Origin of the sequence: Microcoleus sp. B4-D4 (assembly GCF_036705185.1) — a bacterium.
Lineage (GTDB): Bacteria > Cyanobacteriota > Cyanobacteriia > Cyanobacteriales > Microcoleaceae > Microcoleus.
In genome coordinates, this window is sequence record NZ_JAUBTX010000013.1 from 65,216 (window position 1) to 90,861 (window position 25,646).

22 protein-coding genes and 3 pseudogenes are annotated in these 25,646 nt (G+C 44.3%); 19 read left to right on the plus strand and 6 right to left on the minus strand.

Annotation, left to right across the window (positions count from 1 at the left end):
- Positions 1-110: 110 nt before the first annotated feature.
- The 4 genes and pseudogenes from QUB13_RS12885 (at position 111) to QUB13_RS12905 (ending at position 4,676) form a co-directional block, all read left to right on the plus strand.
- Positions 111-470 carry a reverse transcriptase N-terminal domain-containing protein gene (locus QUB13_RS12885; RefSeq protein WP_333381222.1) on the plus strand — a complete coding sequence of 120 codons (360 nt, stop codon included), beginning with the start codon at positions 111-113 and terminating at the stop codon, positions 468-470.
- A pseudogene (ltrA, locus tag QUB13_RS30455) lies at positions 385-1,773 on the plus strand (group II intron reverse transcriptase/maturase). The gene QUB13_RS12885 and the pseudogene ltrA overlap by 86 nt, the downstream one beginning before the upstream one ends.
- 244 nt (positions 1,774-2,017) lie before the next feature.
- The gene (gene purM, locus QUB13_RS12900) at positions 2,018-3,046 is read left to right on the plus strand and encodes a phosphoribosylformylglycinamidine cyclo-ligase (RefSeq protein ID WP_333381224.1); all 1,029 of its coding nucleotides are present in this window, start codon (positions 2,018-2,020) and stop codon (positions 3,044-3,046) included.
- 925 nt (positions 3,047-3,971) lie between these two features.
- Positions 3,972-4,676, plus strand: coding sequence for a hypothetical protein (locus QUB13_RS12905; protein WP_333381229.1), 705 nt, complete (start codon positions 3,972-3,974; stop codon positions 4,674-4,676).
- Positions 4,677-5,420: 744 nt separating this feature from the next.
- Here the strand turns inward: QUB13_RS12905 and QUB13_RS12910 are convergent.
- Positions 5,421-5,861, minus strand: a complete 441-nt coding sequence (locus QUB13_RS12910) for an NADAR family protein (RefSeq protein WP_333381232.1) — start codon at positions 5,859-5,861, stop codon at positions 5,421-5,423.
- A gap of 133 nt (positions 5,862-5,994) precedes the next feature.
- On the opposite strand from QUB13_RS12910, the gene QUB13_RS12915 reads away from it, so the two are divergent.
- The 7 genes from QUB13_RS12915 to QUB13_RS12945 all read left to right on the plus strand — a co-directional run bounded on the left by QUB13_RS12915 (position 5,995) and on the right by QUB13_RS12945 (position 9,354).
- A complete protein-coding gene (locus QUB13_RS12915; RefSeq protein ID WP_333381234.1) occupies positions 5,995-6,117 on the plus strand; it encodes a hypothetical protein in 123 nt (40 codons plus the stop codon).
- Positions 6,114-6,335: a DUF1611 domain-containing protein gene (locus tag QUB13_RS12920; RefSeq protein ID WP_333381236.1), complete on the plus strand. Its 222-nt coding sequence runs from the start codon at positions 6,114-6,116 to the stop codon at positions 6,333-6,335. The genes QUB13_RS12915 and QUB13_RS12920 overlap by 4 nt, the downstream gene beginning before the upstream one ends.
- A gap of 19 nt (positions 6,336-6,354) precedes the next feature.
- Positions 6,355-6,570 carry a hypothetical protein gene (locus QUB13_RS12925; protein ID WP_333381239.1) on the plus strand — a complete coding sequence of 72 codons (216 nt, stop codon included), beginning with the start codon at positions 6,355-6,357 and terminating at the stop codon, positions 6,568-6,570.
- Positions 6,571-6,774: 204 nt separating this feature from the next.
- Positions 6,775-7,290, plus strand: a complete 516-nt coding sequence (locus QUB13_RS12930; RefSeq protein WP_194067883.1) for a cupin domain-containing protein — start codon at positions 6,775-6,777, stop codon at positions 7,288-7,290.
- Positions 7,287-7,757, plus strand: a complete 471-nt coding sequence (locus tag QUB13_RS12935) for a GNAT family N-acetyltransferase (protein WP_333381242.1) — start codon at positions 7,287-7,289, stop codon at positions 7,755-7,757. Before QUB13_RS12930 ends, QUB13_RS12935 begins: the two co-directional genes overlap by 4 nt.
- Positions 7,758-8,684: 927 nt before the next feature.
- Positions 8,685-8,972, plus strand: a complete 288-nt coding sequence (locus tag QUB13_RS12940) for an NfeD family protein (RefSeq protein ID WP_194067885.1) — start codon at positions 8,685-8,687, stop codon at positions 8,970-8,972.
- Between the two features lie 94 nt (positions 8,973-9,066).
- Entirely contained in the window at positions 9,067-9,354 is a 288-nt protein-coding gene (locus tag QUB13_RS12945; protein WP_333381244.1) for an NfeD family protein, read from the plus strand.
- A gap of 132 nt (positions 9,355-9,486) precedes the next feature.
- Here QUB13_RS12945 and QUB13_RS12950 read toward each other — a convergent pair whose 3' ends face one another.
- Positions 9,487-10,629 (minus strand): Rpn family recombination-promoting nuclease/putative transposase, encoded by a 1,143-nt coding sequence (locus tag QUB13_RS12950; RefSeq protein WP_333381247.1) that lies wholly within the window; start codon positions 10,627-10,629, stop codon positions 9,487-9,489.
- A gap of 104 nt (positions 10,630-10,733) precedes the next feature.
- Positions 10,734-10,904 (minus strand): hypothetical protein, encoded by a 171-nt coding sequence (locus tag QUB13_RS12955; protein WP_293297865.1) that lies wholly within the window; start codon positions 10,902-10,904, stop codon positions 10,734-10,736.
- A 152-nt stretch (positions 10,905-11,056) separates the two neighbouring features.
- Here QUB13_RS12955 and QUB13_RS12960 point away from each other — a divergent pair, with 152 nt between their 5' ends.
- From QUB13_RS12960 to QUB13_RS12970, 3 genes are all read left to right on the plus strand, one after another.
- Entirely contained in the window at positions 11,057-13,633 is a 2,577-nt protein-coding gene (locus tag QUB13_RS12960) for an NACHT domain-containing protein (protein ID WP_333381251.1), read from the plus strand.
- Positions 13,634-13,745: 112 nt separating this feature from the next.
- Positions 13,746-14,624 carry a glycine--tRNA ligase subunit alpha gene (glyQ, locus tag QUB13_RS12965; RefSeq protein WP_333381254.1) on the plus strand — a complete coding sequence of 293 codons (879 nt, stop codon included), beginning with the start codon at positions 13,746-13,748 and terminating at the stop codon, positions 14,622-14,624.
- A 212-nt stretch (positions 14,625-14,836) separates the two neighbouring features.
- On the plus strand, positions 14,837-15,604 hold the full coding sequence (locus QUB13_RS12970; protein WP_333381257.1) for an ABC transporter ATP-binding protein: 768 nt from the start codon (positions 14,837-14,839) through the stop codon (positions 15,602-15,604).
- A 53-nt stretch (positions 15,605-15,657) separates the two neighbouring features.
- Here the strand turns inward: QUB13_RS12970 and QUB13_RS12975 are convergent, their stop codons facing one another.
- The 3 genes from QUB13_RS12975 to QUB13_RS12985 all read right to left on the minus strand — a co-directional run bounded on the left by QUB13_RS12975 (position 15,658) and on the right by QUB13_RS12985 (position 19,632).
- Complete coding sequence (locus QUB13_RS12975) at positions 15,658-17,241, minus strand: MDR family MFS transporter (RefSeq protein ID WP_333381260.1); 1,584 nt, start codon at positions 17,239-17,241, stop codon at positions 15,658-15,660.
- 108 nt (positions 17,242-17,349) lie between these two features.
- Complete coding sequence (locus QUB13_RS12980) at positions 17,350-18,618, minus strand: MFS transporter (RefSeq protein WP_333381264.1); 1,269 nt, start codon at positions 18,616-18,618, stop codon at positions 17,350-17,352.
- A 501-nt stretch (positions 18,619-19,119) separates the two neighbouring features.
- Positions 19,120-19,632, minus strand: coding sequence for a DUF2808 domain-containing protein (locus QUB13_RS12985; protein ID WP_194067891.1), 513 nt, complete (start codon positions 19,630-19,632; stop codon positions 19,120-19,122).
- Positions 19,633-20,550: 918 nt separating this feature from the next.
- Between QUB13_RS12985 and QUB13_RS12990 the strand changes: the two genes are divergently transcribed.
- The 5 genes and pseudogenes from QUB13_RS12990 to QUB13_RS13010 form a co-directional block, all read left to right on the plus strand.
- Complete coding sequence (locus QUB13_RS12990; protein WP_333381267.1) at positions 20,551-21,702, plus strand: Re/Si-specific NAD(P)(+) transhydrogenase subunit alpha; 1,152 nt, start codon at positions 20,551-20,553, stop codon at positions 21,700-21,702.
- A gap of 313 nt (positions 21,703-22,015) precedes the next feature.
- Complete coding sequence (locus QUB13_RS12995) at positions 22,016-22,309, plus strand: NAD(P) transhydrogenase subunit alpha (protein ID WP_106150865.1); 294 nt, start codon at positions 22,016-22,018, stop codon at positions 22,307-22,309.
- A complete protein-coding gene (locus tag QUB13_RS13000) occupies positions 22,306-23,715 on the plus strand; it encodes an NAD(P)(+) transhydrogenase (Re/Si-specific) subunit beta (RefSeq protein ID WP_333381269.1) in 1,410 nt (469 codons plus the stop codon). Before QUB13_RS12995 ends, QUB13_RS13000 begins: the two co-directional genes overlap by 4 nt.
- 556 nt (positions 23,716-24,271) lie before the next feature.
- Positions 24,272-24,598 (plus strand): annotated as a pseudogene (locus tag QUB13_RS13005) (DUF433 domain-containing protein).
- 209 nt (positions 24,599-24,807) lie between these two features.
- Positions 24,808-25,646 (plus strand): annotated as a pseudogene (locus tag QUB13_RS13010) (protein-arginine deiminase family protein); the annotation flags it as partial.

Sequence of the window (25,646 nt, forward strand, 5' to 3'; positions counted from 1 at the left end):
TAACTCAACAGAGGAACGAATAAAACTGCTCTTTCAACCTTCAATTTGAGAAAATTACTTCCTCAAATTGTGGACTCCTTAAATAAGGGTTAGCGGGTAGAGTTGGTAAGATGTACTCAAAAATTCAAGAAATCAGGACTCTTGGACAACTGGGTACGGTTTACATAGAAAATGTTCATTCAGGCGTAGAGAATGTTATGGCAACGGAGTTAAATCCAGTTGATAAATGGAAATCAATTCCTTGGCGCAAGCTGCGGAAAATTGTGTTTCGCCTACAAGTGAGAATATTCAAGGCTCAGAAGAACGGTAACGTGTTCCTAGTGCGTAAGCTTCAGAAACTTTTATTAAGCTCTCTTTGCAGCGAAATTGCTTGCTGTTCGGCAAGTGACACAGTTAAATACTGGACGGAAAACCGCAGGGGTGGACGGAAAGAAAGCCCTCGAACCCTCACAAAGACTGGCACTATTTGAAGTGTTAGTTAAGAACTGGAAGCAATGGAAACATCAGCCTCTAAAGCGAGTGTACATACCCAAAGTAGACGGAACTAAAAGAGGACTAGGAATCCCGACCATTAGCGACAGAGCATATCAATGTCTCATCAAATATGCCTTGGAACCTGCAGCAGAAGCTACGTTCAACGCTCATTCTTATGGGTTTAGACCTAGCCGAAGCTGCCATGATATCCAGAGACAATTATTCAATAATCTAAATTCTAGCAGTAATGGGTTATAAAAAAGAATTTTGGAATTGGATATTGAAAAATGTTTCGACAATATTGACCACAAATTCTTAATGCAATCAGTCCAACTACCAAAGGCAGCAAAACAAGGGGTATTTAGGGCAATAAAAGCTGGAGTCAGAGGAGAATTTCCTTCATCAGAATCCGGTACGCCCCAAGGGGGAGTTTTCAGCCCATTACTAGCAAATATAGTCCTTCACGGATTAGAAAATGTTGGTCATGAGGTCAGATTAAAAATCAGAAATGGTGGCAGATATATGGACACTATTACTGGATTTCGTTATGCGGATGACGTTGTGTTTATTCTGAAACCAGAAGACGACCCTGAACCCCTCCGAGGACACATTGATAAATTCTTGGAAACAAGAGGATTAAAAGTTAAAGAAGCCAAAACAAAAGTCGTACATAGTACAGATGGTTTCGACTTCCTTGGGTGGAACTTCTCAGTTAAACCCAATGGTAAATTCATTTCAACACCAAGTCAAAAAGCTACAATTAGCATTAAGGCAAAAGTTAAAGAAGTGATAAAAGATAGTCGTTTCACTCTCGAACATCGAATCAACAAGTGTGGTTCGGTGGTAAGAGGGTGGAGAAATTACCATAGATTCTGCGATCTGAGTCAACACAACCTGTGGTCACTGCGCTATTGGTTATGGAAATTCATTCGGAAACAAGGAAGATACAACCGTTATCAAACCAATAAGGTTATAAAAAGAGCAATTCCTGCAGTTAGTTGGTCAGCCTGCAAGTTTGTCATTGTCAAGGGAGATAAATCACCCTATGATGGCGATTTTGTTTACTGGTCAAAACGAGAGAATGCTCACTACGATGGGATAACGGCACGACTTCTCAAGAAACAGAATCACAAATGTACAGAATGTAATTTATCGTTCATTTCAGGTGATATTGCAGAATTACACCATATCGACGGCAACCATGACAATTGGAAACCTATAAATTTGGAAGTTCTACATCGTGAATGTCACCAGCATCAGACCGTTCATGGTCAGGTGAGAGTCCGAACAGCGGGTTAAACCCGACTTATTAGGTGTCAGACTAGGAGCCGGATGCAGTGAAAGCTGCACGTCCGCGTTCTGAAGGAGAGGTGTCCTGTGGTAACATAGGCATCGACTCTAATTAACAGAGAGGTGCGCTGGATAATACCAGCCATCGACTCTACCAGTTAATGTCCCAAGCGATAGCCGGACTCTCCCAGAAGCCTACACCATACTATACTTAGTTGGTGTAGGAGATGTCACAAATCGATTTGGCGGATTTATGGATTATCGAGAAGCAGGTGTGGATGTTGAGGCGGGCAGAGCTTTTGTCTCGCGCATCAAGAATACGGTCAAAAGCACCCACAGAGCGGGAGTTTTGGGCGGATTCGGCGGATTTAGCGGGTTTTTCAGCGTCCCGGAGGGTTTAAAAGAGCCGGTGATGGTTTCGGGCACTGACGGCGTTGGGACTAAGTTGAAATTGGCCCGCGATCTCGATCGCCACGACACGGTAGGTATCGACTTGGTGGCGATGTGCGTCAACGACGTGCTGACATCCGGGGCGGAACCCCTCTTTTTTCTCGATTATTTAGCCACGGGAAAGTTAAATTCCGAACAATTAGCTGCGGTGGTGACAGGGATTGCTGAAGGTTGCAAGCAAGCAGGCTGTGCTTTGCTCGGAGGCGAAACGGCAGAAATGCCCGGTTTTTATCAAGCGGGTGAGTACGATTTGGCTGGTTTTTGCGTGGGAATTGTCGAAAAAAGCAAGTTGCTGGATGGTTCGCAGGTGCGGGTGGGAGATGTGGCTGTGGGGCTCGCTAGTTCTGGCGTCCACAGCAACGGTTTTAGTTTGGTAAGGAAAATTGCGGGCGATCGGGGTTTTGATTGGCATTCCCAACCGTCCAAGTTGGGCGGTAAAAGTTTGGGAGAGGTTCTTTTAACTCCGACTGCGATTTATGTTAAACCTGTCCTCGCAGCCATTAACAGCGGTTTAAAAATTCACGGGATGGCTCACATTACTGGCGGCGGTTTGCCGGAAAATTTGCCCCGCTGTTTGGGCGCAAATCAATCTGTGAAAATTGATATCAATAGCTGGCCGAGTTTGCCGATTTTTGACTGGATTGCTGAAGCTGGGCAAGTTGCGATCGCAGATATGTTCAATACTTTTAATATGGGTGTTGGGTTTGTCCTGTTGGTCGATCGCGCCCAAGTCGCAGCCACCGTTCAATGGTTTGAGTCTCAGGAAATTGCTGCTTGGGCGATCGGCGAAGTTATTGACGGAAACGGGGAATTGGTAATCAACGCAGACTAATTTTAGTTGAAAAAATTAAAAAAAAAACGCCTTTTTTTTTCGGCTTAATGCTTGACTTTGAGTAATCGATGAGGTATTATTAAATAATGGGAATGGTGAGATTTTTAAAATCCAAGTTACCACTCCCATTATTTAAAATATACCATAGAATTTCTGGAAAAGTCAATAGGTAATACCTCTTTTTTAAGCCGATTTTTTTCACAAAATTTTAGGAAAGTTGGTTTATTTTACAAGATAAATTTTTGTCCGATGAAGCGATCGCAGATTTCAGGCAGATTAACACTGATTGACGCAAATAATTTTGAATAGATCGATCGCATCAATGCAATTGCAGTCTAATATCAATTTCCGGTTGCACTCCTCATGATGTTAACGGTTAACTGTTGACTGTTAACGGTTAACTGTGAATTTACTATTCCGATGAAGAGAGGATTTGATCTAATTTATCGATCGATCTAAAAACCAGTGCAAGTCCGCCTTAAATTGTGCAGAGACTTTGCTCGCTGGGCGAGAAACAAATAATCTCAAAATCCAGAAGCTTTCTGCTAGTTTTTATGAATTGCATATTTAGCCTGTCCTACCGTAAATCAGCAACGCCACGAAAAATAAACTTTATCTGCTGAAAATTGCCACAGGTACGTGACAATTTTACTCGACAATTAAAATGGCTCAATGCTTGTGAATGTTGCCTTCATTTTTTCTCTCAAAAATTAGTATTGAAGGCTTGCTTAAACTCAAAATTCTAAGCTGTGTCAGTCTAAACTTAACGCAGCTTCGTCGCCAGCTTTAGACTCTGGGGAGGCTGTTCCTCGGGATCTACCTCCCCAGGCAGATCCGGGGAACGAGAAAAAATGAGATAAAATTATTAAAATATTTGTGTAGTTTTGTTACAATAGGCAAAACCTAATATTTTAAACCACACTGGATGACCTTTTTCAACGTCTCCGAACCCCTAATCCGCAGCAAACAGGAACATCTCGACGTACAAGACCGATCGGGCTTGTTGCAACTAAACTGGCAAATTGGAAATATTACTCTTTTCTCAGGATTTTATACCCGGATTGACCAAACTTTTCTGCTTTGGGGTTTGGTGACGGCGGGGATTTTTTTCACGGCTCAATTTGTACCGCTCAGTTGGAGCTTTCAGGCGATTCTGTGGTCAACACTGACGATTATTGGCACTGCTGGGATGGCTGTGTTAACTTTGTTTTGGGTAAAAGTCGAGCGAGTTAGCTGGATTCTGTATTGTTGGGCGATGCTGATGATAACTGGTTTGGTGCTGACGGATTGCAGTATTTTTCTGGGTTGGGGTGGTTTGTTGCAGCACCTGTGCGATTTGTGGTTGGGGGTGAGCGCGATCGGCTATTTTTGTACTGGACTCGGTTTGCGATCGCGCACTTTTATCGCGATCGGATTAGCTCATCTATTTGCGATCGGAATATTGCCTTTTGTCGCACCTTGGCAATATCTAACCACAGGCATAATTATGGCCGGTTGTTTGCTGTTATTGTCTGAATTGCAGTGGGATATGCGATCGCCGATCGACAATACTTTGCTAAGCGAAGAACAGAAAGAATTTAACCGAATTCAACATCAACTACGACAACTAAGCGCCACAGTCAACAAATAGGTCAAAAACAAACCACTGACTTTTCTTCGACTTTTAGCAAAAGGTGCAGAAGACATAAACAATAATTATTGTGGGTAGGCATATATCTTGCCTTTGATTCCCTGTTCTGGCAAAGTCTAATAGCTGAAAAATGTAAAGTTTTTTGTACGATCGCTAACATTTTTCCAAAATCGTACAGAATAGAACAATACAGCATAAATAAACAACCAACTTTAGCCAGAACAGGTGTTTTGCTGTTTGACCTGTAAATTGCCAACCATAGGAGAACGGTGTCCGGGAAGCGACTGGCGAACAATGCTGTAACTGCGGCGATAAAAGCTAATTCTGGTTGACCTTCGTGGTTAAAACAAAAAAAGTGGTGCAGGGTTTTTACCGTTTCCCCTGCTTTGCAGTCTCCGAGGAGAGGCTAAACCCTCTACTAGAACAGTCTGAGGAGATTGGCACAGAATTTGACAATTGGTCAGGCGGATTTTTGAGTCAGCCTGTTTAATAAAATTTAGAAAATGCTCGCTTAGCAGCCTAGCAGGACTTACAATTAAATAAGTCCTGCTTTATCATAGGTTCGCAGTCAGGACTTTAGTCCGCTCTCTTGAATTGAGAAAGAAAAAATTGAAGTTTTTACTACAAACTTGTAATACCAATTTCATAAAGTAGCGCTAAATATTACCCCCCAAAGCATCCGGGCGGCTAAGACTTCATGTATAGCATATCTTTATAAAAATGGTATAAGTTCTGTTTTACTCGCTACGTGCCTTTTCTCAAAATTTCTCGCACTTCCATTAAAATGTATCCCAACATATTTTTGCCGCTGCCGTTTTTCCCACAACCCCAATAATAATCTCCCGGTGCATTTTCGACAATTTCCTGATCGCTAGTAGCGAGTAAAATTTCGCGGATCTCGGCATGAGTTTCAAATTTGCGGAGTACAGCTTTTCGCATAATCTCGTCTTTGACTTGTTCCCAATCTTGGCGGAGGGGACGAGAACGATCGCGCCCCATGTTTGCTGCATCTTTTGGCGTTTTTGCTTGGCGAATCTGCTCGCAGTGAGGAGTTTTGGGAAACTTTTGTGCTTGAAAATAATGTTCTGTAGTCGGCCAGTATTCTCCGTCTAACTCGAATCCGTAAGCGGAAAAGTTAGAAAAACAACCGTATTCGCTGCGAGTACCGTAAAAGTAAATTGTCATAATATTTTATTGCTGTACGGTACGAAATGCACGCTTTACCTGCTGATGTAGGGCGCGCTGCGGTACACTTTACTTGCTTACCTGATTACCTGTTAATATAGCGCGCTGCAGGGCGCTTTACCTAACTATAATTATGCCACAATATACCGCAGCCCACCCCGGCATCGACATGGCAATCTACGACTGGCTGGGTAAAAAAGCACGCGCAGCCGCATCACCCGCAGGTATCGATTCCGAGTTTGTTGAAAGTGGTTGAATTGTACGAAATGGTGGCTGCGGCGGGTGCTTTTGTCGGGGCAAAAGTTAGCGCGATCCGCCCTTAACACTCATCACTTAAATGAGGCAGATGCGCTGTTAGCAATAGCTGAAATTCAAGCAGAAACGGGATTATCTTGTACCTATCCGGTGCGGTTTGGCGCGGAGGTGTTGCTGGGGGCGATCGACAATCGATCTGCTACAATCAGTTACAACTAGTTAAGAGCTACAGAAAATTATGACACAAAGCATTCAAGCAAAAACACTGACACTCGGTGATGTCAAGACAAAATTCAACTTCCAACTTGCTGAAGATGAACAATTTTTTCGGGAATGGATTGACGATTTACCAGAAGTTACTGAGGAAGAAAAGCGATATTTAGACAAAGTAAATGTTGGGTATATTAACAGTGCCGAGTACCCCATGATAGAAGATACCGTAAAAGCTGAGTAACCCCACTCCTGATAGACCAACTTTTGGGCTTCTGACAAATGGCAGCAACTTCAGATTGATTAAATTGGTTAAATAAGACAATCCGCAGTACGCTTTATCTTATGAGTTCGTAATCGCGCCAAGGATTGTTACGAAGTGTTTCGCATTTTGAAGCGCGTCGCTGGTATAATTTTTATTAACACCTCTTCTACTTAAATAGATAATATGGAACTAGATTCTGAAAATAACAATAAATTCAGTAAAGCTCACTTTGATTTTAAGAATTTGCCCCAACTCACCAACCCTTGGCGACAGCTAAATCTGCAAGGAGTAGCTTTAGGTTTGATTCGCTTGCCGGCTGGCGAGGGCTACACCTTTACTCACAGCCACGCAGAACAAGAAGAAGTCTATATTGTAGTTGAAGGCAAGGGCTTGATGGTTGTAGATGGGGAACTATTGACACTTGAGGGCGGCGATATTGTGAGAGTTTCTCCTGCTGCAAAGAGAGCATTAAAAGCTGCTGAAAATACAGCTTTATTTGCGATCTGTACTGGAGGATTGGCTGCAGGTTATCCCAAGCAACCCAACGCGCGCTATCTGATAGATGATGGAATCCCCGATTATGACGATGTTCCGCCTTGGTATGAGGGAAATCCCGAAATTGCCGAGAGAAATGCACGGTTAAAAGAAAGGATGTTGAAAGCCCAAGCCAAACGAGAAAGCCAACAGGAATCATCATGAATGAAAGTCATTTTTCCTTACCCCCAAAATGCACAATCCGACCAGCGTTGAAACAAGATATCAAATCAATTAGAAGGTTGGTGTGGAGCGCTAAACTCGATCCTACTCAGTTGCGCTGGGAGCAATTCTGGGTCATCGAATGTGAGGGAAAGTTGGCTGCTTGCGGACAGTTGCGGAACTTTTCCGGCGCGCAAGAGTTGGGTAGTTTGGTGGTGGCGAAGGATTGGCGCGATCGCAATTTGGGCACCTATCTCACACAATATTTAATTCAACAGGCTACGGAACCGCTATATTTAGAATGTTTGGGAAAGCGACTCGCAGCATTTTACAGTCGCTTTGGCTTCGTAGCAGTTTCTGTGCAAGATTTACCGCAGTCCCTGAAATTTAAGTTCGGTTTGTCTCAGTTAGCTAAAATTTTATTCAGAATTCCTGTAACAATTATGCAGTATCAAGAAAATTTTCTCTAATTATGACTTTTATGAATATAAAATTCTGAATTTATGAATTGATTTTAAGTTCGATTTGTTGAATAATTGCGATTACAGCCTCGGTTCGTAGTGATGACTTTAGTGCTCATCATCAGACGAGAGACGACTGAAGTCCGAACGATCGAACTTAAAATCGGTTCGCAGCATCGCACTGTAGTCCCGATCGGGCTTTAGACGAGAGAGGACTGAAGTCCGAACGATCGAACTTAAAATCGGTTCGCAGCATCGCACTTCAGTCCCGATCAGATGAAAGGGGGCTGAAATCCGAACGATCGCACCTATGAGTCACGGGCTAGATATGTACGGATGTTCCGGATTGGCCGATGGACATTGTGTAAACTTAGAATTCACCGCCTGCGGTAGTCCACTTTGCTAAATTGGCACAGCCACCAGCCAGAGAATCAGCCTCAAACCATTGATTAATCGTTGTTTTACCGTTGCTTACTGTCCTGTGCCAGTACCAGAGACGGAAAGTGTCAGATCGATCGCACCACATACCTTCGACTTTTTATAAATTAGTAAGTGTAAAGCAAGCGAGTCACAACCGATTCAAAAAATCCTCAAATCCAAAAAGAAAACATCTTCACAGCAGTAGTAATGCGGAATCACCCAAGCGCTAATGTAGCTAACAACATCTACCAGTGAGACAAATCCCAGCAACTAAGCGACAGCTAAATCCTTAATTCAATACCTTGGAATTACTCAATTTAGACTCCCCGTAACCGTCGCTCAAATCCCAAAAAAAAATCAAAAAATTTTTGTTTTTGATCCGGATGGAAGCACCTCAGACAAGAACAATGAAATATCTGGGCAATTAATCAATCTTAACCAGGAAATGCAGCCTCTCAAATAGCAGAAACAGACAATTACACATCCATATATTTTAACACAACAGGAGTAAATATCATGTTCAACGTATTAAAAGCTTTCGGCTCAATCTTTTCTACTCAAGGATACAACACCGCCAACAATATGTTAATCAAAAATTACGTCAACACCAATTTTCACTACTTCAACGAAGAAGCCGTGGTCGATGAATCGATTTACCCGAACCAAACAGGTCGCGTCCGCTTTCAAGGTAGCTGGTGGCCCGCACGGTGCGATCGCCAAATCACCCTCACACCGGGAGACACCGTTTATGTCATCGGCGTTGACAGCATCACTCTGTTAGTTTCCCTCGCTCCCGCCGACTAAATCACAGCATCGAAAATCAGGAAATGCAGCCTTTTAAATAGCAGAAACAGCATCTAAAAATTTCCTATATTTTAACACAAAAGGAGTTCGTAAAATGTTCAATTTAGCAAAAGCTTTCGGTTCTATTTTTTCTGTCCACACCTACAGCACAGCAAATAATATGTTAATCGACAACTACATCAATACCAACTTTCACTACTTCAACGAAGAAGCAATCGTCGATGAATCGATTTATCCGAATCAAACAGGTCGCGTCCGCTTTCAAGGTAGCTGGTGGCCCGCACGGTGCGATCGCCAAATCACACTCACACCGGGAGACACGGTTTATGTCATCGGCGTTGACAACATCACTCTGTTAGTTTCCCTCGCTCCGGCAGACTAAACGAGAAAGTAATCTAAACTTTTTCACAGTCAGAGCCCCGACTTATTCAAGAAGTCGGGGCTCTGACTATTCTGTTTATTAGAAATTAGGAGACGGCAGTGCCGTGTCCCTACAATATTATCGAATATCGCGCTACAATAAAATGGCATTTTTGAGAGCTTGTTTGTTGAGGCGATCGCGGAGTTGAGATTCGCTACTTTCTCGGGTGACTGCTGCTTTTTCTGATGCCTTAGCCGGCGGTAGTGGTTCGAGCAGTTTGGATCGAGCTTCCTGAATTGAAGGGTAATTTTCAGTCCATGATGAAATTGCTTCTGAAAGCACATCGATATCATCAGGTAAGGGTTCGATTAGCTGCGCTAGTTCGGTTAATTGTTCTGCAGAAAAGAGCGATCGCTGCTGAGTTAAGAGTTCGATCGACGAGTCGATATTTTGTTCGGGGACTGACATCGATTCGCGTTGGATTTTTTTAAGTGTTTGCCGCACAAATTCGAGAGACAAATCTAATAATTGTGCGATCGTCTCTAAATTCATTCCAAACGCTAGCATCCGACGAATGGCTTCTAACTTCGCCTGTCTCTCACCTTGTTCGAGCCCTTGTTCGAGTCCTTCTTCTAAACCTTCTTGCTTGACTTCCTGATAAAATCGAGTTTGTCTGAGTTCGCTTAAATTCAACATGGCGGCAATTTCCTCGCGGCTTTTCTGGGGGAGTTTGTAGACGATAATTGTTTCGATGAGGTTAATTAAATCGCGTAGAACGATCGGATCGGACAACTGTTGGCGGGCCATTGCAATCGATTGCCGTGCTTGTTCTGCGGCTGTCTCTGCTGGCTCAATTACCAGTTTAACAACTTTCACTCCGAGCGATCGATCTGCGGCTTCTGGCAATTCATCGAGGTAAATCCGTTGCACCCGCTGACTGGTTAAGAGTTCCTGAAATTGCAGCATCTGTTCGTGTTCGATGCGACGATTGGGATAGATGACAACGACGCGCCAAGGATTGAGGGGTTTGTATTGTCGCAGATAGAGAAAGAGTTCGCCAAAGATGCGGTAGTACAAGTCGGGATCGGGTTGAAACTGAACTTCCGCCAAGTAAAATGGTTTTTCAGGTTCTTCGGTTTTGGGGAGAAATAACCCGTCGATGCGGAATGCGAGTTGCTTGATTTCGCGGGAGGTGAATTCATAGGCGGTGGCTTCGTCTGGAGGGCGATCGATCAGTTCAAAGAAGAAGCTGGGGAATTCCTGAAACAGGCTGTAGAAAATGGTGTCTGTTTTCATGAGTTGTCGATGCGAATCGAAGATGGGTACTATACCATGCCAAGAGAGAACTATGGCGAACCGATCGCCTTATTGATTTTTTTCGCAAAGGCGATCGGGGATTTCTAGCTTTTATCTATTTCACTCGTCTCATCTTTCTGCAATGCAGTCAAAATTTGAAAGCACAGCTTGAGTAGAAACAGTAGAAATCCTGCGTGGGGATTGAGGCAAGTGGCAACGCCCACCACAGCAAACTCGGTTACTTTGAGCCATTTTTTCTTATTTGAAATCTTCATGTTGGTCATCTTTGTTGAAACTCTCAACAATCTGCCAAATGCAAGATAGGAGGCTGGTTCAGGTCATGTCCAATGGCTTGCAATCTTCTGTCCAAGTTCTGTTCAAGTTCTGTTCAGGTGGCTATAATCATTAAAAGGCTGAAATAGGAACTATGACTGGACAGGTGGGACGATCGCTCAAACTCTCGACTACAGGAATACAAAAAGCAAACGAGTCACTTGCAAACTCATTTGTTACCAAATCCGATCTGGCAGCCCACATCAGTGCTACCCGTGCAAACAAGAAAGGAGCTTCTGGAAAAGATACGGTTGGTATTTCTCGAACAACCATTGACGAATTTTTTGATGGTGCTCCGAAAAGCGCCAAAGTTTTCAAAGAAATCTGTGCTGCGTTGAAGCTGAAGTGGCAAGAAGTTGCCGATCTGCCGACCGCTCTCAAACCAACAACGTTGTTAACCAGCAACCCAACAGTATCGGGATCAAGCCACACTGGTGATATTGATGCGTTAGTTCAGCAAGTACGATCGCGCCTTTTGCCTTTCATCACTGCCCCACATAGCATCATCGGCACAATGCGGATGTTCTCAGTGAGTCAACCTGTGCCAGTGGACAAAATTTACATTGACTTGAATGTGTTAGAGCAAGTCAGTTCTTCACGTCATTTTTCTAACTGGCGGGGCGAATATGAACCAGGTAATCGCCAGGATTTCGATCGCCTGAGTTTGAGTCAGGTTAAACAGAAAGGAGTGGAGGCAATCTCAGTCATCAAAGACTACGCCAAATTGTTGGTGTTAGGTAAACCTGGAGCAGGAAAAACAACATTTCTTAAATCATTGGCAGTAAAGTGCATTCAGCCAGAGGAAAATTTTTTCGCTGATTTAGTACCGCTGTTTGTTACGTTGCCAGAGTTTGCAAAAAGGGCGCACGAAACGTCGTGGGATCTGTTGGATTATTTGGCTGAAGCATTATCCAAGCAATCGAACGGGTGCGATGCCAATGTCAAAGAGATTTTAGTGCAGGGAAGATCGTTAGTATTGCTTGATGGTTTGGATGAAGTGCCTTCAGACGATATGGAAAAGGTAATTGACGCGGTACGAGATTTTGTTGGATACCGAAACAACCGATTGGTCATTACCTGCCGAACCCAGAGCCAAAAAGAGCTAGAAGGTTTTACGGATGTCGAAGTCGATAACTTTACGCCTGAACAAGTAGATCGATTCGTGGAAAATTGGTTCAAGATAGTCGATTCAGGTGCTCAGGCATCCCTTGCACCTCAATTACAGCAGCAACTTCGAGCAGCAGAGAACAAAACTATTGCAGAACTAACCGTTACACCCGTACTGTTAAATTTGATTTGTGCAGTTTTTCGGGATGAACAAGGCAACCTACCTAAAAAGCGTTCTCAGCTTTATGAAAAAGGCATACGTCAGTTATTGGAGCGACTGAAACGAATGCCCAGCGATCGGAAATTAACCATTGACATCAAAGAGGAGTTTTTGGCAGAGTTAGCAGTAATGTTATTTGAGAAAAATGACTATTTCCCTGAAGAACAAACTCTAGAAAAATTCATTTGTAACTATTTTGGAGTTGAACGTTCTACTGCCAGAAACATTATGAAAATATTCGAGACAGAAACCGGATTACTGATCGAGCGCTCGGCAGGCTATTGGTCATTTTCACACCTGACGTTTCAAGAGTATTTAGTAGCGAAGTGGTTTTGCAAGCTATCCGAGCTAGAAAAATTCGTAAATCACATTACAGAGAGGCCGTGGAAAGAAATATTTTTGCTGACAATTGAATTACTGAAAGACTCTAGCACTCATCTTGAATTTATTAATATAAGAGTTATAGAAATACAAAGAAACATCTCTATTGTAGGCGAAATAATTCACTGGATAGATCGAAAATCTAACTTAGCAGCTCTAGAAATCTCTCATTGGATAAGTATGAGTATAAAAATGCTTGACGCTGTTGCTTTAGAAAAAGATATTGTAACTTTATCAAGTGAAGATTTGAAAGAAAATATTTTTACTACTGGATTAATATCTGAATGCAGGTGTTTTTATTTGGATTTATTTAATGCTTATAGCATTTCTGATGCATTCATATCGGATGCGAATATATTAAATCATTTATCCCTATACAATAGACTCAACAAGGAAGTAATAGATTTTGTTTTAATATTAGATAATTTACTTTATTGGTTAATAAGATTTCTTCCATCGTTTCCTTTTTTTCTTACACAGCCTTGTGTTCTAAACCAACAAGTTAATGAACTAGAAAAATGCTTACTCCAAATTTTTAACATCATTAATGCTGCTAGTAGTCGAGGAATATTTTTTAATGAGATTTATGATCGACTACTTTGTTTATGGAATAAAATGCTTATTATTAAAAGCAAATTGATTGCAAGTGAAAAAGATCGGGAAGGTCGTGAAATTATCGACTTATGGAATAATTTGTTTAACGAGGGTAAAAATGAAGATTTTTTGAATTTATTAAAAAATACTATAAGCCACCATAGAGACATTCCTCACCACTGGTTACTTGATGACAAACAGAAAGAAGATTTAAGTAGATATTATGAAGCAAATAAGTTATTAGTTGATTGTCTTATTATTGCTCTGAGATTTAACAGCGTTAGTACAAAAACAGGAGAGAAAATCAAAGAAAACTTATTGCTCCCGATCGCCGAAATCGAAAAACGCAAACAGGAAAAAGCAGAGTAGGGCAATTCGCTATAAATCCTGTCTTATCTAATTTCGGCAGGGTTTATTTGAATAAACCGTGCCTTGAGTATGCTTAAATAAGTTGAGACACCTACTAGCCATATTTAAACCAGTGAACTTTCAATCAGTCATTGCCACCTTAAACAAATTCTGGAGCGATCGAGGATGCCTGATCGCCCAATCCTACGACACAGAAAAAGGTGCAGGAACCATGAATCCCCACACCTTTCTCAGAGCAATTGGGCCCGAACCTTGGTCAGTCGCCTACATCGAACCCTGTCGCCGCCCCACCGACGGACGCTACGGCGAAAATCCCAACCGCTTCCAACATTACTATCAATATCAAGTTTTAATTAAACCCTCTCCTCCCAACATCCAAGACATCTATTTAGACTCCCTCAGAGCATTAGGAATTCGCCCAGAAGACCACGACATTCGTTTCGTAGAAGACAACTGGGAATCGCCCACCCTCGGAGCTTGGGGCGTCGGCTGGGAAGTTTGGCTCGACGGCATGGAAATCACCCAATTTACCTATTTTCAACAGTGCGGTAGCATTGACTGTCGCCCCGTCTCCATTGAAATTACCTACGGACTAGAACGCCTAGCAATGTATCTCCAAGAAGTCGATGCGATGACGAAAATTCAGTGGAAAGATGGCATAACTTACGGCGATGTTTTCCTGCAAGGGGAAATAGAACAATGTACTTATAATTTTGAAGCTTCTAATCCTGAATTGTTGTTTACTTTGTTTGGATTATACGAGCAAGAAGCTGAACAATTAACACAAAAAGGCTTGGTTTTGCCTAGTCTTGATTATGTACTCAAATGTTCTCACACTTTCAATTTGCTTGATGCTAGAGGTGTGATTTCGGTGACGGAAAGAACTCGGTATATTACCAAGATTCGGAATTTGGCGCGCAGGGTTGCTCAGCTTTATTTGGAACAGCGCGAACATTTGGGTTTTCCTTTGGATAAAGCTGTGAAGGTTTGAGAAGGAAAAGGATAACGACACGGATACACGGATGAATTTAGTTGCGATCGTCCTCGACTCATACCAATTTTATAGGTCGTTGCATAGAATTCTGATCCCCCCTAACCCCCCTTAATAAGGGGGGGACAAGATTCCGCTCAAAGTCCCCCTTCTTAAGGGGGATTTAGGGTGATCGAAATATGTGCAACTTTTTGGGATTTTAAATTAATTCAATGCCTAATTATTCACAAAATAATACAGAAACAATTCCTCAATTGCGTGTTGATGGTGTAAGTTTGAAAACACCGATCGCCTCTAGCTACTTATTAGACAATATCTCGTTTGATGTGCACAAGGGCGATCGCATCGCAATTGTCGGCCCTTCGGGGGCTGGGAAAACTACGCTGTTGCGCTTGTTAAACCGACTCAGCAGCCCCACCAGCGGCTCGATTTATCTGGAAAATCAGGATTACCGGCAAATTCCGGCGATCGAACTCCGCAGACAAATCACCCTGATCCTGCAAGAATCCAAGCTTTTGGGGATGTCGGTGCGGGAAGCGTTGGCTTATCCTTTGAAGTTGCGGGGTGTGGCTGCATCAGACATTGCTGAGAGAATTAGCGGGGCGATCGCACAATTACACATACCCCAAGAATGGCTCGATCGCACCGAATTGCAGCTTTCCACAGGCCAAAAACAGCTCGTGGCGATCGCCCGCGGCATCATCCTACAACCAAAAATCTTGCTTTTAGACGAACCAACATCCGCCCTAGACGCCGGAAAAGCCGCCCATCTTTTGCAAGTATTGACACAGCTAACCAACGGCAAAACCACAATTTTAATGGTCAACCACCAATTAGAATTATCCGAGCAATTTAGCACAAGAGTCCTGCATTTACAGCGCGGAAAACTCCTCGAAAACTCGCCCTCCGATCAAATAAATTGGGTGCAACTGCGGCAAAATTTAATCAAAGCAGAAGCAGAAGCCCAACAAGAATGGTGAACATTAGTAGGGTTCGCAATGTCTACCCTACCAACTGCCACCCCAAAACATAATCAATGAGCGCCCCCACCACCAGCACCCGGTTTCACTTTTTTAAAACCCAAAATAGCAATCCCACTTAACAACAAAGCAATTCCCACAAAGTAAAAACAATCATTAAAAGCCATGACATAAGCTTCGCGGCGCACAAGATTATCAATTGCCTGAATTGCTTGGTTATGCGCCACACTTGCATCAGCACCGCGACTCACAAAATACTGAGTCATTTGATTCATTCTCTCCTGCGTTGCCTGATTGTACAAAGAAACAGATTCCCCTAATCGATTCGAGTGAAATTGCTCGCGCATCGTCACCAAAGTTCCTAGCGCCGCAATCCCCATCGAACCTCCCAGATTTCGCATCATATTAAACAAACCCGAAGCAGAACCAGCCTCGTGTTTTGCCATACCAGCCGTGGCAATACTTGACAGCGGCACCATAATCAAAGGCTGTCCCATTGCTCGCACTAATTGCGACCAACGCAACTGATCGATGCCCGTCTCGTGAGTCATGCTGGCATTCATAAAACAACTCACCGCAAACAAACTCACACCGATGCCAATCATCAGCCGCGTATCTATTCGCTGCATCAATTTCGGCACCATCGGCACGAGGAATAACTGCGGCACGCCGCCCCACATAATCACCTCGCCAATTTGCATGGCATTATACTGCTGAATCTGACCTAAATACAGGGGCAAAATGAACACCGAACCGTACAATCCCACCCCCAAAGAAACATTCACAACAGTTGCTAAAGCGAAATTGCGGCGAGTCAATAATCGTAGGTTAATAAACGGTTTTTTTCTAGTTAGTTCAATCCAGAAAAAAGCGCTGAGAAATATTGCAGAAACTATGCTTAAACGCAAAACCAAATCAGAACTAAACCAGTCTTTGCGGCTGCCTTCTTCTAACACAACTTGCAGGGAACCCAGGCCGATCGCCATTGAGGTAATTCCCCACCAGTCGCCCCCTTTTAGCAGTTCGAGCCGCATCGGCGTCGGGACGACGGCATACCACACACCTGCTAGCAGCAGCAGCCCCGGAACCAAATTTAAATAAAAGACATATTGCCAGCCGTAATTCTCCGTCAGCCAACCTCCCAATGTCGGCCCGATGGATGGTGCAAAAGTAGCTGTGAGTGCAAACATCGCCATGCCGACTGGTTGCTTTTTGGGCGGTAAATTTGTCAGCAAAAACGTAAAAGCCATCGGAATTAAAATGCCGCCCGTCAACCCCTGCAAAGCTCGAAAAACAATCATTGAATTCAAATCCCACGCCCAAGCGCAGCACATAGAAAAGAATACAAAGAAAGCGGCATTTACCAAAATGTAGCGGCGGACAGAAAACACCTGCGATAGCCAACCAGTCAGCGGAATTACTACAATTTCTGCGACTAGATAAGAGGTGGAAATCCAAGAACCTTCTTCTAAAGTTGCGCCTAAAGCTGCTTGGATATCTTTCAGAGAAGCGTTGGTGATTTGGATGTCCAAAACTGCCATGAAAGCGCCGATCATTGTTGCCATGACGCCGATCCAGGTTTTTAAGGGAACGTGATCGTCGCTTTGCTGTTGGGGAATTGCACTGGTATTTGCCATTGGTTTAACCTCTGGTTGCGTATTTAATTTGGATTTTTTTACCGCAGAGGGCGCAGAGGGCGCTGAGAAAGAGATGGGAAGAGGGAAGGATAGAAGTTTACAGGTTGTTTAGGAAATTAAACCCATTTTTTGATAAATTGGTCGGACTAAGTGTTTTAAAGCGGGCAACTGTTTGCTGAAAACTATCGCTGCTAAAATACAAATTATACCGCCAAGTATGACTGTGTTGGGAGAGCCGATATAATTGGCCAATCCGCCGGCTACTAAATTGCCAAATGGTGTGACTCCAAAAAATGCCATTGTGTAGATGCTCATCACTCTGCCGCGTTTGTCGTCTTCTACAATTGTTTGCAAGAATGTGTTTCCTGCTGCAAATTGGATGATGAAACCCCACCCCACGAATAACATCATGATTAATGACAGCCACAAGACGCGGGATAAACCAAAACCGATCAGTCCGAATCCCATGACGGCGGGGGAAATAGCAATTAATTTGCCGATACCGACGACACTTTTTCGTCCAATTAAATAAATCGCGCCTGAAAATGCTCCGACTCCAGAAGCTGCCATCAAAAAGCCGAGGGTTTCTGCGTCGCCGTGGAGTATTTTTGTGGCAAAAATTGGGACTAATATTGTGTGTGACATTCCGGCGAAGCTGACTAATGATAATAAGATGAGAATTGCTCTAATCGGCGGAAAGCCGAAGGCGTAAACAAATCCTTCTTTTAATCTTTGTAAGGGTTTTGTATTAGTTGCGGCAATTTGGCGCGGCTTGATTTTCATCGCTAATAAGCCTGCAATTACGGCGATGTAGCTGAGTCCGTCAATCAGGAAACAATAACTAGAGCCGATTGTCGCTATCAGCAAACCTGCAATTGCTGGCCCGATCAATCTGGCTCCGTTGAACATGGAAGCGTTGAGGGCGATCGCATTTGCTAAGTCTTCTTTTTTGTCTACGATTTCGGGCACGAAAGCTTGTCGTGCTGGTGCGTCAAACGCATTAATTGCCCCTTGAAAGAAACTCAATACTAGAATTTGCCAGATGTTCACGACTCCTGTTAGCGCTAAAAATGCTAGGGCTAAGGATTGAACCATTGCTAATACTTGAGTGGCAATTATGACTCTGTGCCGGTTCCAGCGATCGATGAAAACTCCTGCAAAAGGCAATAAAATTAATGTGGGAATTTGACTGGTAAATCCCACTACGCCCAGCATCCAAGGTGAATCGCTCAAATGGTATACCAGCCAAATAGTAGCGACTTGGGTCATCCAATTGCCAATGAGTGAGATGCCTTGTCCTGCAAAAAACAGGCGATAATTTCGAGATTTGAGGGCCGGAGGAAGTTTTATGGATTTGATTTTTGCTTGTAGATTCATGTATCAGTACGGATCGAGCAATCCTATTTGATTGGTAAAGATTTTGTAGGTAGCGCCCCTGGGCTATTGATTTCCACAATCGCCTAAAAACCTTTGTATTTATTGTTTATAGCGGAGTCTCCCTCCGCCTCGCATCCCCCAATCGAATGGGGAATTTAACTGTGTTGTTGACTCCTTCTTAAGGTATAGAGGATGCTCGTTGATTTGGGAGTCCGATCGCCCAAAAATAATACTTTTGACGTATTTGTGGACATTTGAGTATTCAGGATTTATGCGCTCCGATCACAGAAACCGGGTTTTTTGGGGAATTTGCGGGCTGTTACCGCGTATTTTTCGACAAAAAGCCCGGTTTCTGGGCGATCGCGGGTTGCTCAGAAACCGGGTTTTTTGGGGAATTTGCGGGCTGTTATACCAATTTCATCAAGTAGCGCTAGATATTACCCCCCCCAACCCCCCCTTATTAAGGGGGGGCTAAGACTTCATCGGTTTGTGCCCTTTTCCTCACTCAATGCTTAACAGCCAAGTCCCCAGGTAACGCATCAATGGAACGTCCCCTGGGGTGCGGATGCGGAGGTTGAAATTGTACATTCCGCCGGGACTTGGGTTCTGGACGTTGGAGAGCACAACTTCAACGTTGCTACCTGCTGGAATTGGTTCTGCGGGATAAATTTCTATGAATCGATTTTCTTTGTCCCAGATTACTTCTTGTAATTGTATTGTTTTGTCTTTGACGCGCACTTTAATATCTTTTTGGTCGAATTCGCCTTTGTAGTAGTCTGGATAGGATATGTTCAGTTGGGCGATCGCCAAACTTACTTTTTTGGAAGGAATTCGCAGCCGGTATCTGTCACCGTTCATCCCTGCTTTACCGTAATCCAAGCGATAGTTTAATTGGTTGGCGCGCTCGGGGCCGCCGAAAATTGTGAATCCCGGCATTCCTTGGGCTAAACTGATGGCGGGTAAGCCTGTCAGCAAACAACCTGTAACTGCTAGTGCTGAAAATAATCGTCTCATAATCGCTCCTCTGACCAAAATTAGAATGGAACCTTAAATATTTACTGCGGGCAGTTTGCAATGAATGCCTTTAATATAGCGATTGTTTTGGCAATTTGATGAGTGCGATCGCCCGAATTCAATCAATTTTTTTTTGCGTAATACTGACAACAGACATTTAAACTACAGAATTAGGCAGCGTTTTATTGTACCATACTCGGCTGCAAATTGAATAGTTTAACGAAATTGAATCTATAAGACAAGTTAAAGAAGCGAGTGTATTTTTGGCGATCGGCTTTACTATCAACGTGAGAAGCCAGCAGAATAGATTTCAACCGCCACCGGGCCAGCAATTGAAATCGCTTCTTGTCAAACGATGTCCGCGACTCGGCTTCCCTCGCCGAACACCTCTGCGGACTGGGAAATTTGAATTTCCACCTGCGTCTGCAGGTTTTGTCTGACTTTCTGGCGGTTTCAACCGCCCTGTCTCGTCCAGGCGCGGTTGAAACCGCCATGTATGCGTGCGGTTTTAACCGCCCTGTCTATGTCTAGAGTAAAGGAGAGTCAGGAACTCAGGGCTAAAGCCGCTGAGCTTGTAAGAAATTACAAGCTATTCTGACGGGCCTAAGTCTTAACTGACTACGTTATTCAGGTCACGACACCGGGCGAATGCGACGCTAGTTCCTTGCTCTGTCATTTGTAGTTAAACAGTCTTAAAGTCACTGAGACAATGCTGCAAGTCTAACAAGCCTTTATAACCTTGACCGACAAGCGAACATTACCCCAGAAATGGGAGTTTGAGGCAACCATACCTCATCGGAGAGGTTAATTAAATTCCCTCTCCGACCCCCGAAAGGGGATTCAAGGCGATTGAAATCGCCGAGCCGTTTTCCTCTCAGGACTGAAGTCGCTGAGTTTCCCACTTGCCGAGTTTTTCTTATGAAATTAGCGATCGCCAAAGAATTTAAAGCAGAGGAACGCCGGGTGGCCTTAGTGCCCGACGCTGTAGCCCGATTAGTCAAACAGGGCGTAGAAGTTTGGGTTGAGGCCGGTGCCGGGGAAAAATCGTTTTTCTCGGATCTTGCTTACGAAGAAGCCGGAGCTCGTGTTATCGGTGATACCGCTACGCTGTGGGGCGAAGCCGATGTCGTCGTCAAAATCGGGGAGATCCAAGAATCTGAAGTTCATCAACTTCGCGAAGGAGGCGTTTTCATCGGATTTTTGAATCCTTTGGGAAATCCGGCTTTAGTGCAGCGATTGGCCGATCGCAAAGTAACGGCATTCAGCATGGAAATGATCCCGCGCACCAGCCGCGCCCAAAGCATGGATGCACTGTCATCCCAAGCCAACGTCGCCGGTTATAAAGCCGTACTGATCGCAGCCTGTGCATTGCCAAAATATTTCCCGATGCTGACAACGGCGGCGGGTACAATTCGCCCCGCGAAAATATTGGTAATGGGTGTGGGCGTTGCGGGCTTGCAGGCGATCGCCACAGCGCGCCGTTTGGGTGCAGTTGTCGAAGCCTTCGACATCCGCCCGGAAACCAAAGAACAAGTGCAAAGCTTGGGTGCTAAATTCGTTGATGTCGAACTAAAAGAAGAAACCGTCGCCGCCGGTGGCTATGCAAAAGAGCTATCAGAAGCCGCTAAAGAATACACCCGCCAAGTGCTCACCCAACACGTCAGCGCCTCCGATGCAGTGATTACCACCGCTCAAGTTCCCGGCAGAAAAGCACCTATTTTAGTTACCCGAGAAATGGTTTCTCAAATGAAACCGGGATCGGTAATTGTTGACCTCGCGGCGGAACAAGGCGGCAATTGCGAGTGTTCGGAAGCAGGGAAAGATGTTGAATGGAACGGTGTTAATGTCATCGGGCCGATTAATTTGCCGTCCTCGATGCCGGTACACGCTAGCGAAACTTACTCGAAGAATGTCTCGGCTTTGCTTCAGTTGATGCTGAAAGATAAGCAACTAAATTTGAATTTTGAAGATGACATTATAGCTGGTGCTTGTGTCGCCCGCGACGGCGAAATTAGCAACCAGCGAGTTCGCGATGCTTTGACGGCTGAGGCTTCAGCAGTCAATAGTTAGTAGTCAATAGTCATTAGTCATTGGTTATTTGTAGGAAAATAGGTGGTTTCATTAGTGTCAGCTTAAATCTAAAACCATTGATAAATCTCGTTTGTAGCCAAGGCCAGATCCCCCTAAATCCCCCTTAAGAAGGGGGACTTTGAATGCTTCTTGTTCCCCTCTTATTAAGGGGGCTAGGGGTGATCTGGCCTCGGCAGTAAACAGGAGTCTGTGAATAGGTTTGAACTGGTTTGGAAACGCTAAAGCTTTTACAGTTGATAACTAATGACTAATGACTAATAACCAATTTCCAATTACCACATTACCAATTGTTATGGCAGAAGGATTGATTGCAGGTTTAGTAGTGTTTACGCTAGCGTCGTTTGTGGGATTTGAAGTAATTAATAAAGTCCCGCCGACGCTGCACACACCTTTGATGTCGGGATCGAATGCGATTTCAGGAATTGCAGTTTTAGGCGCAATTCTGATTTCGGGCCAAGGTAATGTGACTGTTACTTCGATTTTGGGGACGATCGCGATCGCCCTTGCCACAATTAACGTTGTCGCCGGTTTCTTAGTAACCGATCGAATGCTGCAAATGTTCAAGAAAAAAGAGGTCAAAGCGTGAGCGATTTTCTGCCCAGTGGCATTCAGCTAGGCTATCTAGTGGCCGCATCTTTATTTATCGTCGGTTTGAAACAATTGGGTTCCCCGGCTACTGCGCGTCAAGGAAACGTGTTAGCTGCGATCGGGATGTTGATTGCGATCGTCGGTACTTTACTCGAAAGGCAAGTTATCAGCTACGAATTGATTGCTGTCGGCATCATCATCGGTTCCATTGTGGGAACAATTATGGCGAAAACCGTTGCAATGACGGATATGCCGCAGATGGTGGGTTTGCTTAACGGTTTCGGGGGCGCGGCTTCTGCACTTGTTGCTGTGGGCGAATTCTGGCGCTATCTCAGCATCGCGGAATCGCCGGCACCTGACACGACAATCACGATCCTTTTGGGTGTGTTGATTGGCGGAATTACTTTCACTGGTAGCCTTGTGGCGTTTGCGAAGCTGCAAGAATTGCTACCGGGTGCGCCCATGACGTTTCCGCTGCAACAGCCGTTTAATGCGATGCTGGCGATCGCGCTTTTAGCCGGCAGCGGTTATATGGTGTTTCACCCGGAGGATGTGCCGGTATTCCTGGCTTTGGTGGCGATTTCCAATATTCTGGGGATCATGTTTGTACTGCCGATTGGCGGTGGTGATATGCCGGTGGTGGTGTCGCTGCTTAACTCCTATTCGGGGATTGCGGCGAGTGTGGCTGGGTTCATTTTGATGAACAATATGCTGATTATCGCTGGTGCACTTGTTGGCGCGTCGGGGATTATTTTGACGCAAATCATGTGCAAGGCGATGAATCGATCGCTTGGTAGTGTGTTGTTTAGCGCCTTTGGTAGCGGTGGTGCTAGTGCTGGGGCTGCTGGGGCTGCTGCTGGTGCTACTGACAAAACTGTTCGCAGCATCAATCTCGAAGAAAGTGCGATGATGTTAGGCTATGCGCGATCGGTGGTAATTATTCCCGGTTACGGAATGGCTGTAGCGCAAGCCCAGCATTCGGTACGCGAGTTAGCCGACGGTTTGGAAAAAATGGGTGTTGACGTGAAATACGCGATTCACCCGGTGGCTGGGCGGATGCCGGGGCACATGAATGTGTTGTTGGCGGAAGCAAACGTGCCTTATCCGCAGTTGTACGATATGGACGATATCAACCCGCAATTTGAAGAAACGGATGTGGCGTTGGTAATCGGCGCGAATGATGTGGTGAATCCGGCGGCGCGTCACGATACGGCGAGCCCGATTTACGGGATGCCGATTTTGGAGGTTGATAAGGCTAAGCATACTATCGTGATCAAGCGCGGGATGAGTGCTGGTTTTTCGGGTGTTGACAATGAGTTGTTTTACAAGGATAAGACAATGATGTTGTTTGGTAGCGCTAAGGATGTGGTTGCGAAATTAGTTGCTGAGGTGAAGCAGTTGTAGGATTTTTGCGATCGCACATTAACGCGAATTAACGCAGATAATACCATTTCTCTAAAATCATGCAATACTCTTCGACCCCCCCTAGCCCCCCCTTGCAAAGGGGGGGGACAAGAATACTGTTGCATTATTTTTTGAAATTGGTATGATTAAACCCGGTTTCTCCAAGAAACCGGGTTTTTGTTTTGATTTGGTTTTGATATCAATACTCTTCAGTCGGCGGAGGCTGACTTCGTTTGTCTAGTCGCGATTTCAATCGCCGAGTCTTCTAACTTGTGGGAAGGCAGAAACCGGGTTTTTTGCAAAAAAAATTCCTACACAGCCACAGATTACTGGAAAAATCAGGTTTCTTTAGTTTGAGTGCGCGGCAACAAACCGGGTTTTTTGAAAAAATATTTCCTAAAATTTTTGAGCTACAATTTTTAGCATATATAGCAATCCTAAATCATTTGTGAATTTCTTACTCCCTCCCCTTACTAAGGGGAGGGTTGGGGTGGGGTAAAAATATTTACGACTCATTTAGGATTGCTATATTTATGGCATAACCGAAGCTTAAGCTATGATAATAACCGAATTAAAAGTCAATCTTGCTTCCTTAACGATCGCAGATAAAGCAGCAGCTATAGAAATTTTACTTCAAACTTTAACCAACGGTTCCCTCGGCATAAAAAAAACTCCCGGATGGTGCGGCGGTGATGCTGGTGTTAGCAATACTCGCATACCCGTTTGGTCGCTGGTGGGCGATCGCCGTTTAGGTGCTTCCGATGGTATCATTCTATAATCATTTCCCGATTTAACCGCCGCTGACTTGGTAAATGCTTGGGCTTATGCTGATGCTGATCCAGAGGAAACTGAACAAGCAATCAAAGAAAATGAGGAAGCCTAAAAGATGGCGTAAATATCCCATAACAGAACTTACCGACTCCGACAAAGAAACGGGGTTTTTTATCTAATCTGTCGGTAGCAACAAAGTATTTTTGAGAAAAACCCGGTTTCTCGGCCCCATGCTAAGTCCTATTCGCCCAAATCACCGTAAAATCTTACCAAAGGCACCAAGATTAGGTAAAATAATTTGGGTGTCAGAGGATAAACTATATGCGCTGGGTTAAATATATTACGATCGCGATTGTCAATACTTTCGGTGTCGTCATCGGTATTATTTGGGTTGCTGTGCCCGCAACAGTGGCTCAACCTTCCCTAAACTACCAACTCGCACTCTCAGGGCGACAGCCAGACGGCGACACTCCGCAATCGCTCCCGGAACTATACAAATTGCGCGATCGCCTCCAGGTAGAATTAGATAACATCGCGAAAAATCCCGACAGCAACCTGTTTTCTCCAGAACATTGGAACCGCCAGCAATCCAAAAATCTTGCCGAGCAACTCCAAAACGCTCAAAGTCAGATTCAAATAGAAGAAAGAGCTAAAAATAATTGGGACGATGCTGCTAAAATAGCCGCCAGAGCTGTTGTAATTGGACGCACTTCTAAAGCCGACCCTGCTACTTGGGAAGAGTCACAACGCCTGTGGCAAATGGCGCTCAACCACCTGCGACTCATTCCTCACGGTTCTTTTTTGACTGAGCGGGCGATCGACAAAACCATCGAATATCAAGGAAACCTCACTGTGGCTACCTACGAATGGCAAGTAGCACGTTCTGTACAAAAAACTAGAGCCGAGGAAGAACAGGTAAGAGAGCTAGCCAGAAAAGAGCGAGAGAAAAAAGAATTCGCCCGCCGAGAAATAGAGAGAAAAGAACAAGAGAAAAAAGAACTGGCCCGCCAAGAAATAGAAAGACAAGAATTTGCCAGACAAGAATTAATCCGCCAAGAACGAGAAAAACAAGAACTCGCCCGCCAAGAATTAATCCGCCAAGAACGAGAAAAACAAGAACTCGCCCGCCAAGAATTAATCCGCCAAGAACGAGAAAAACA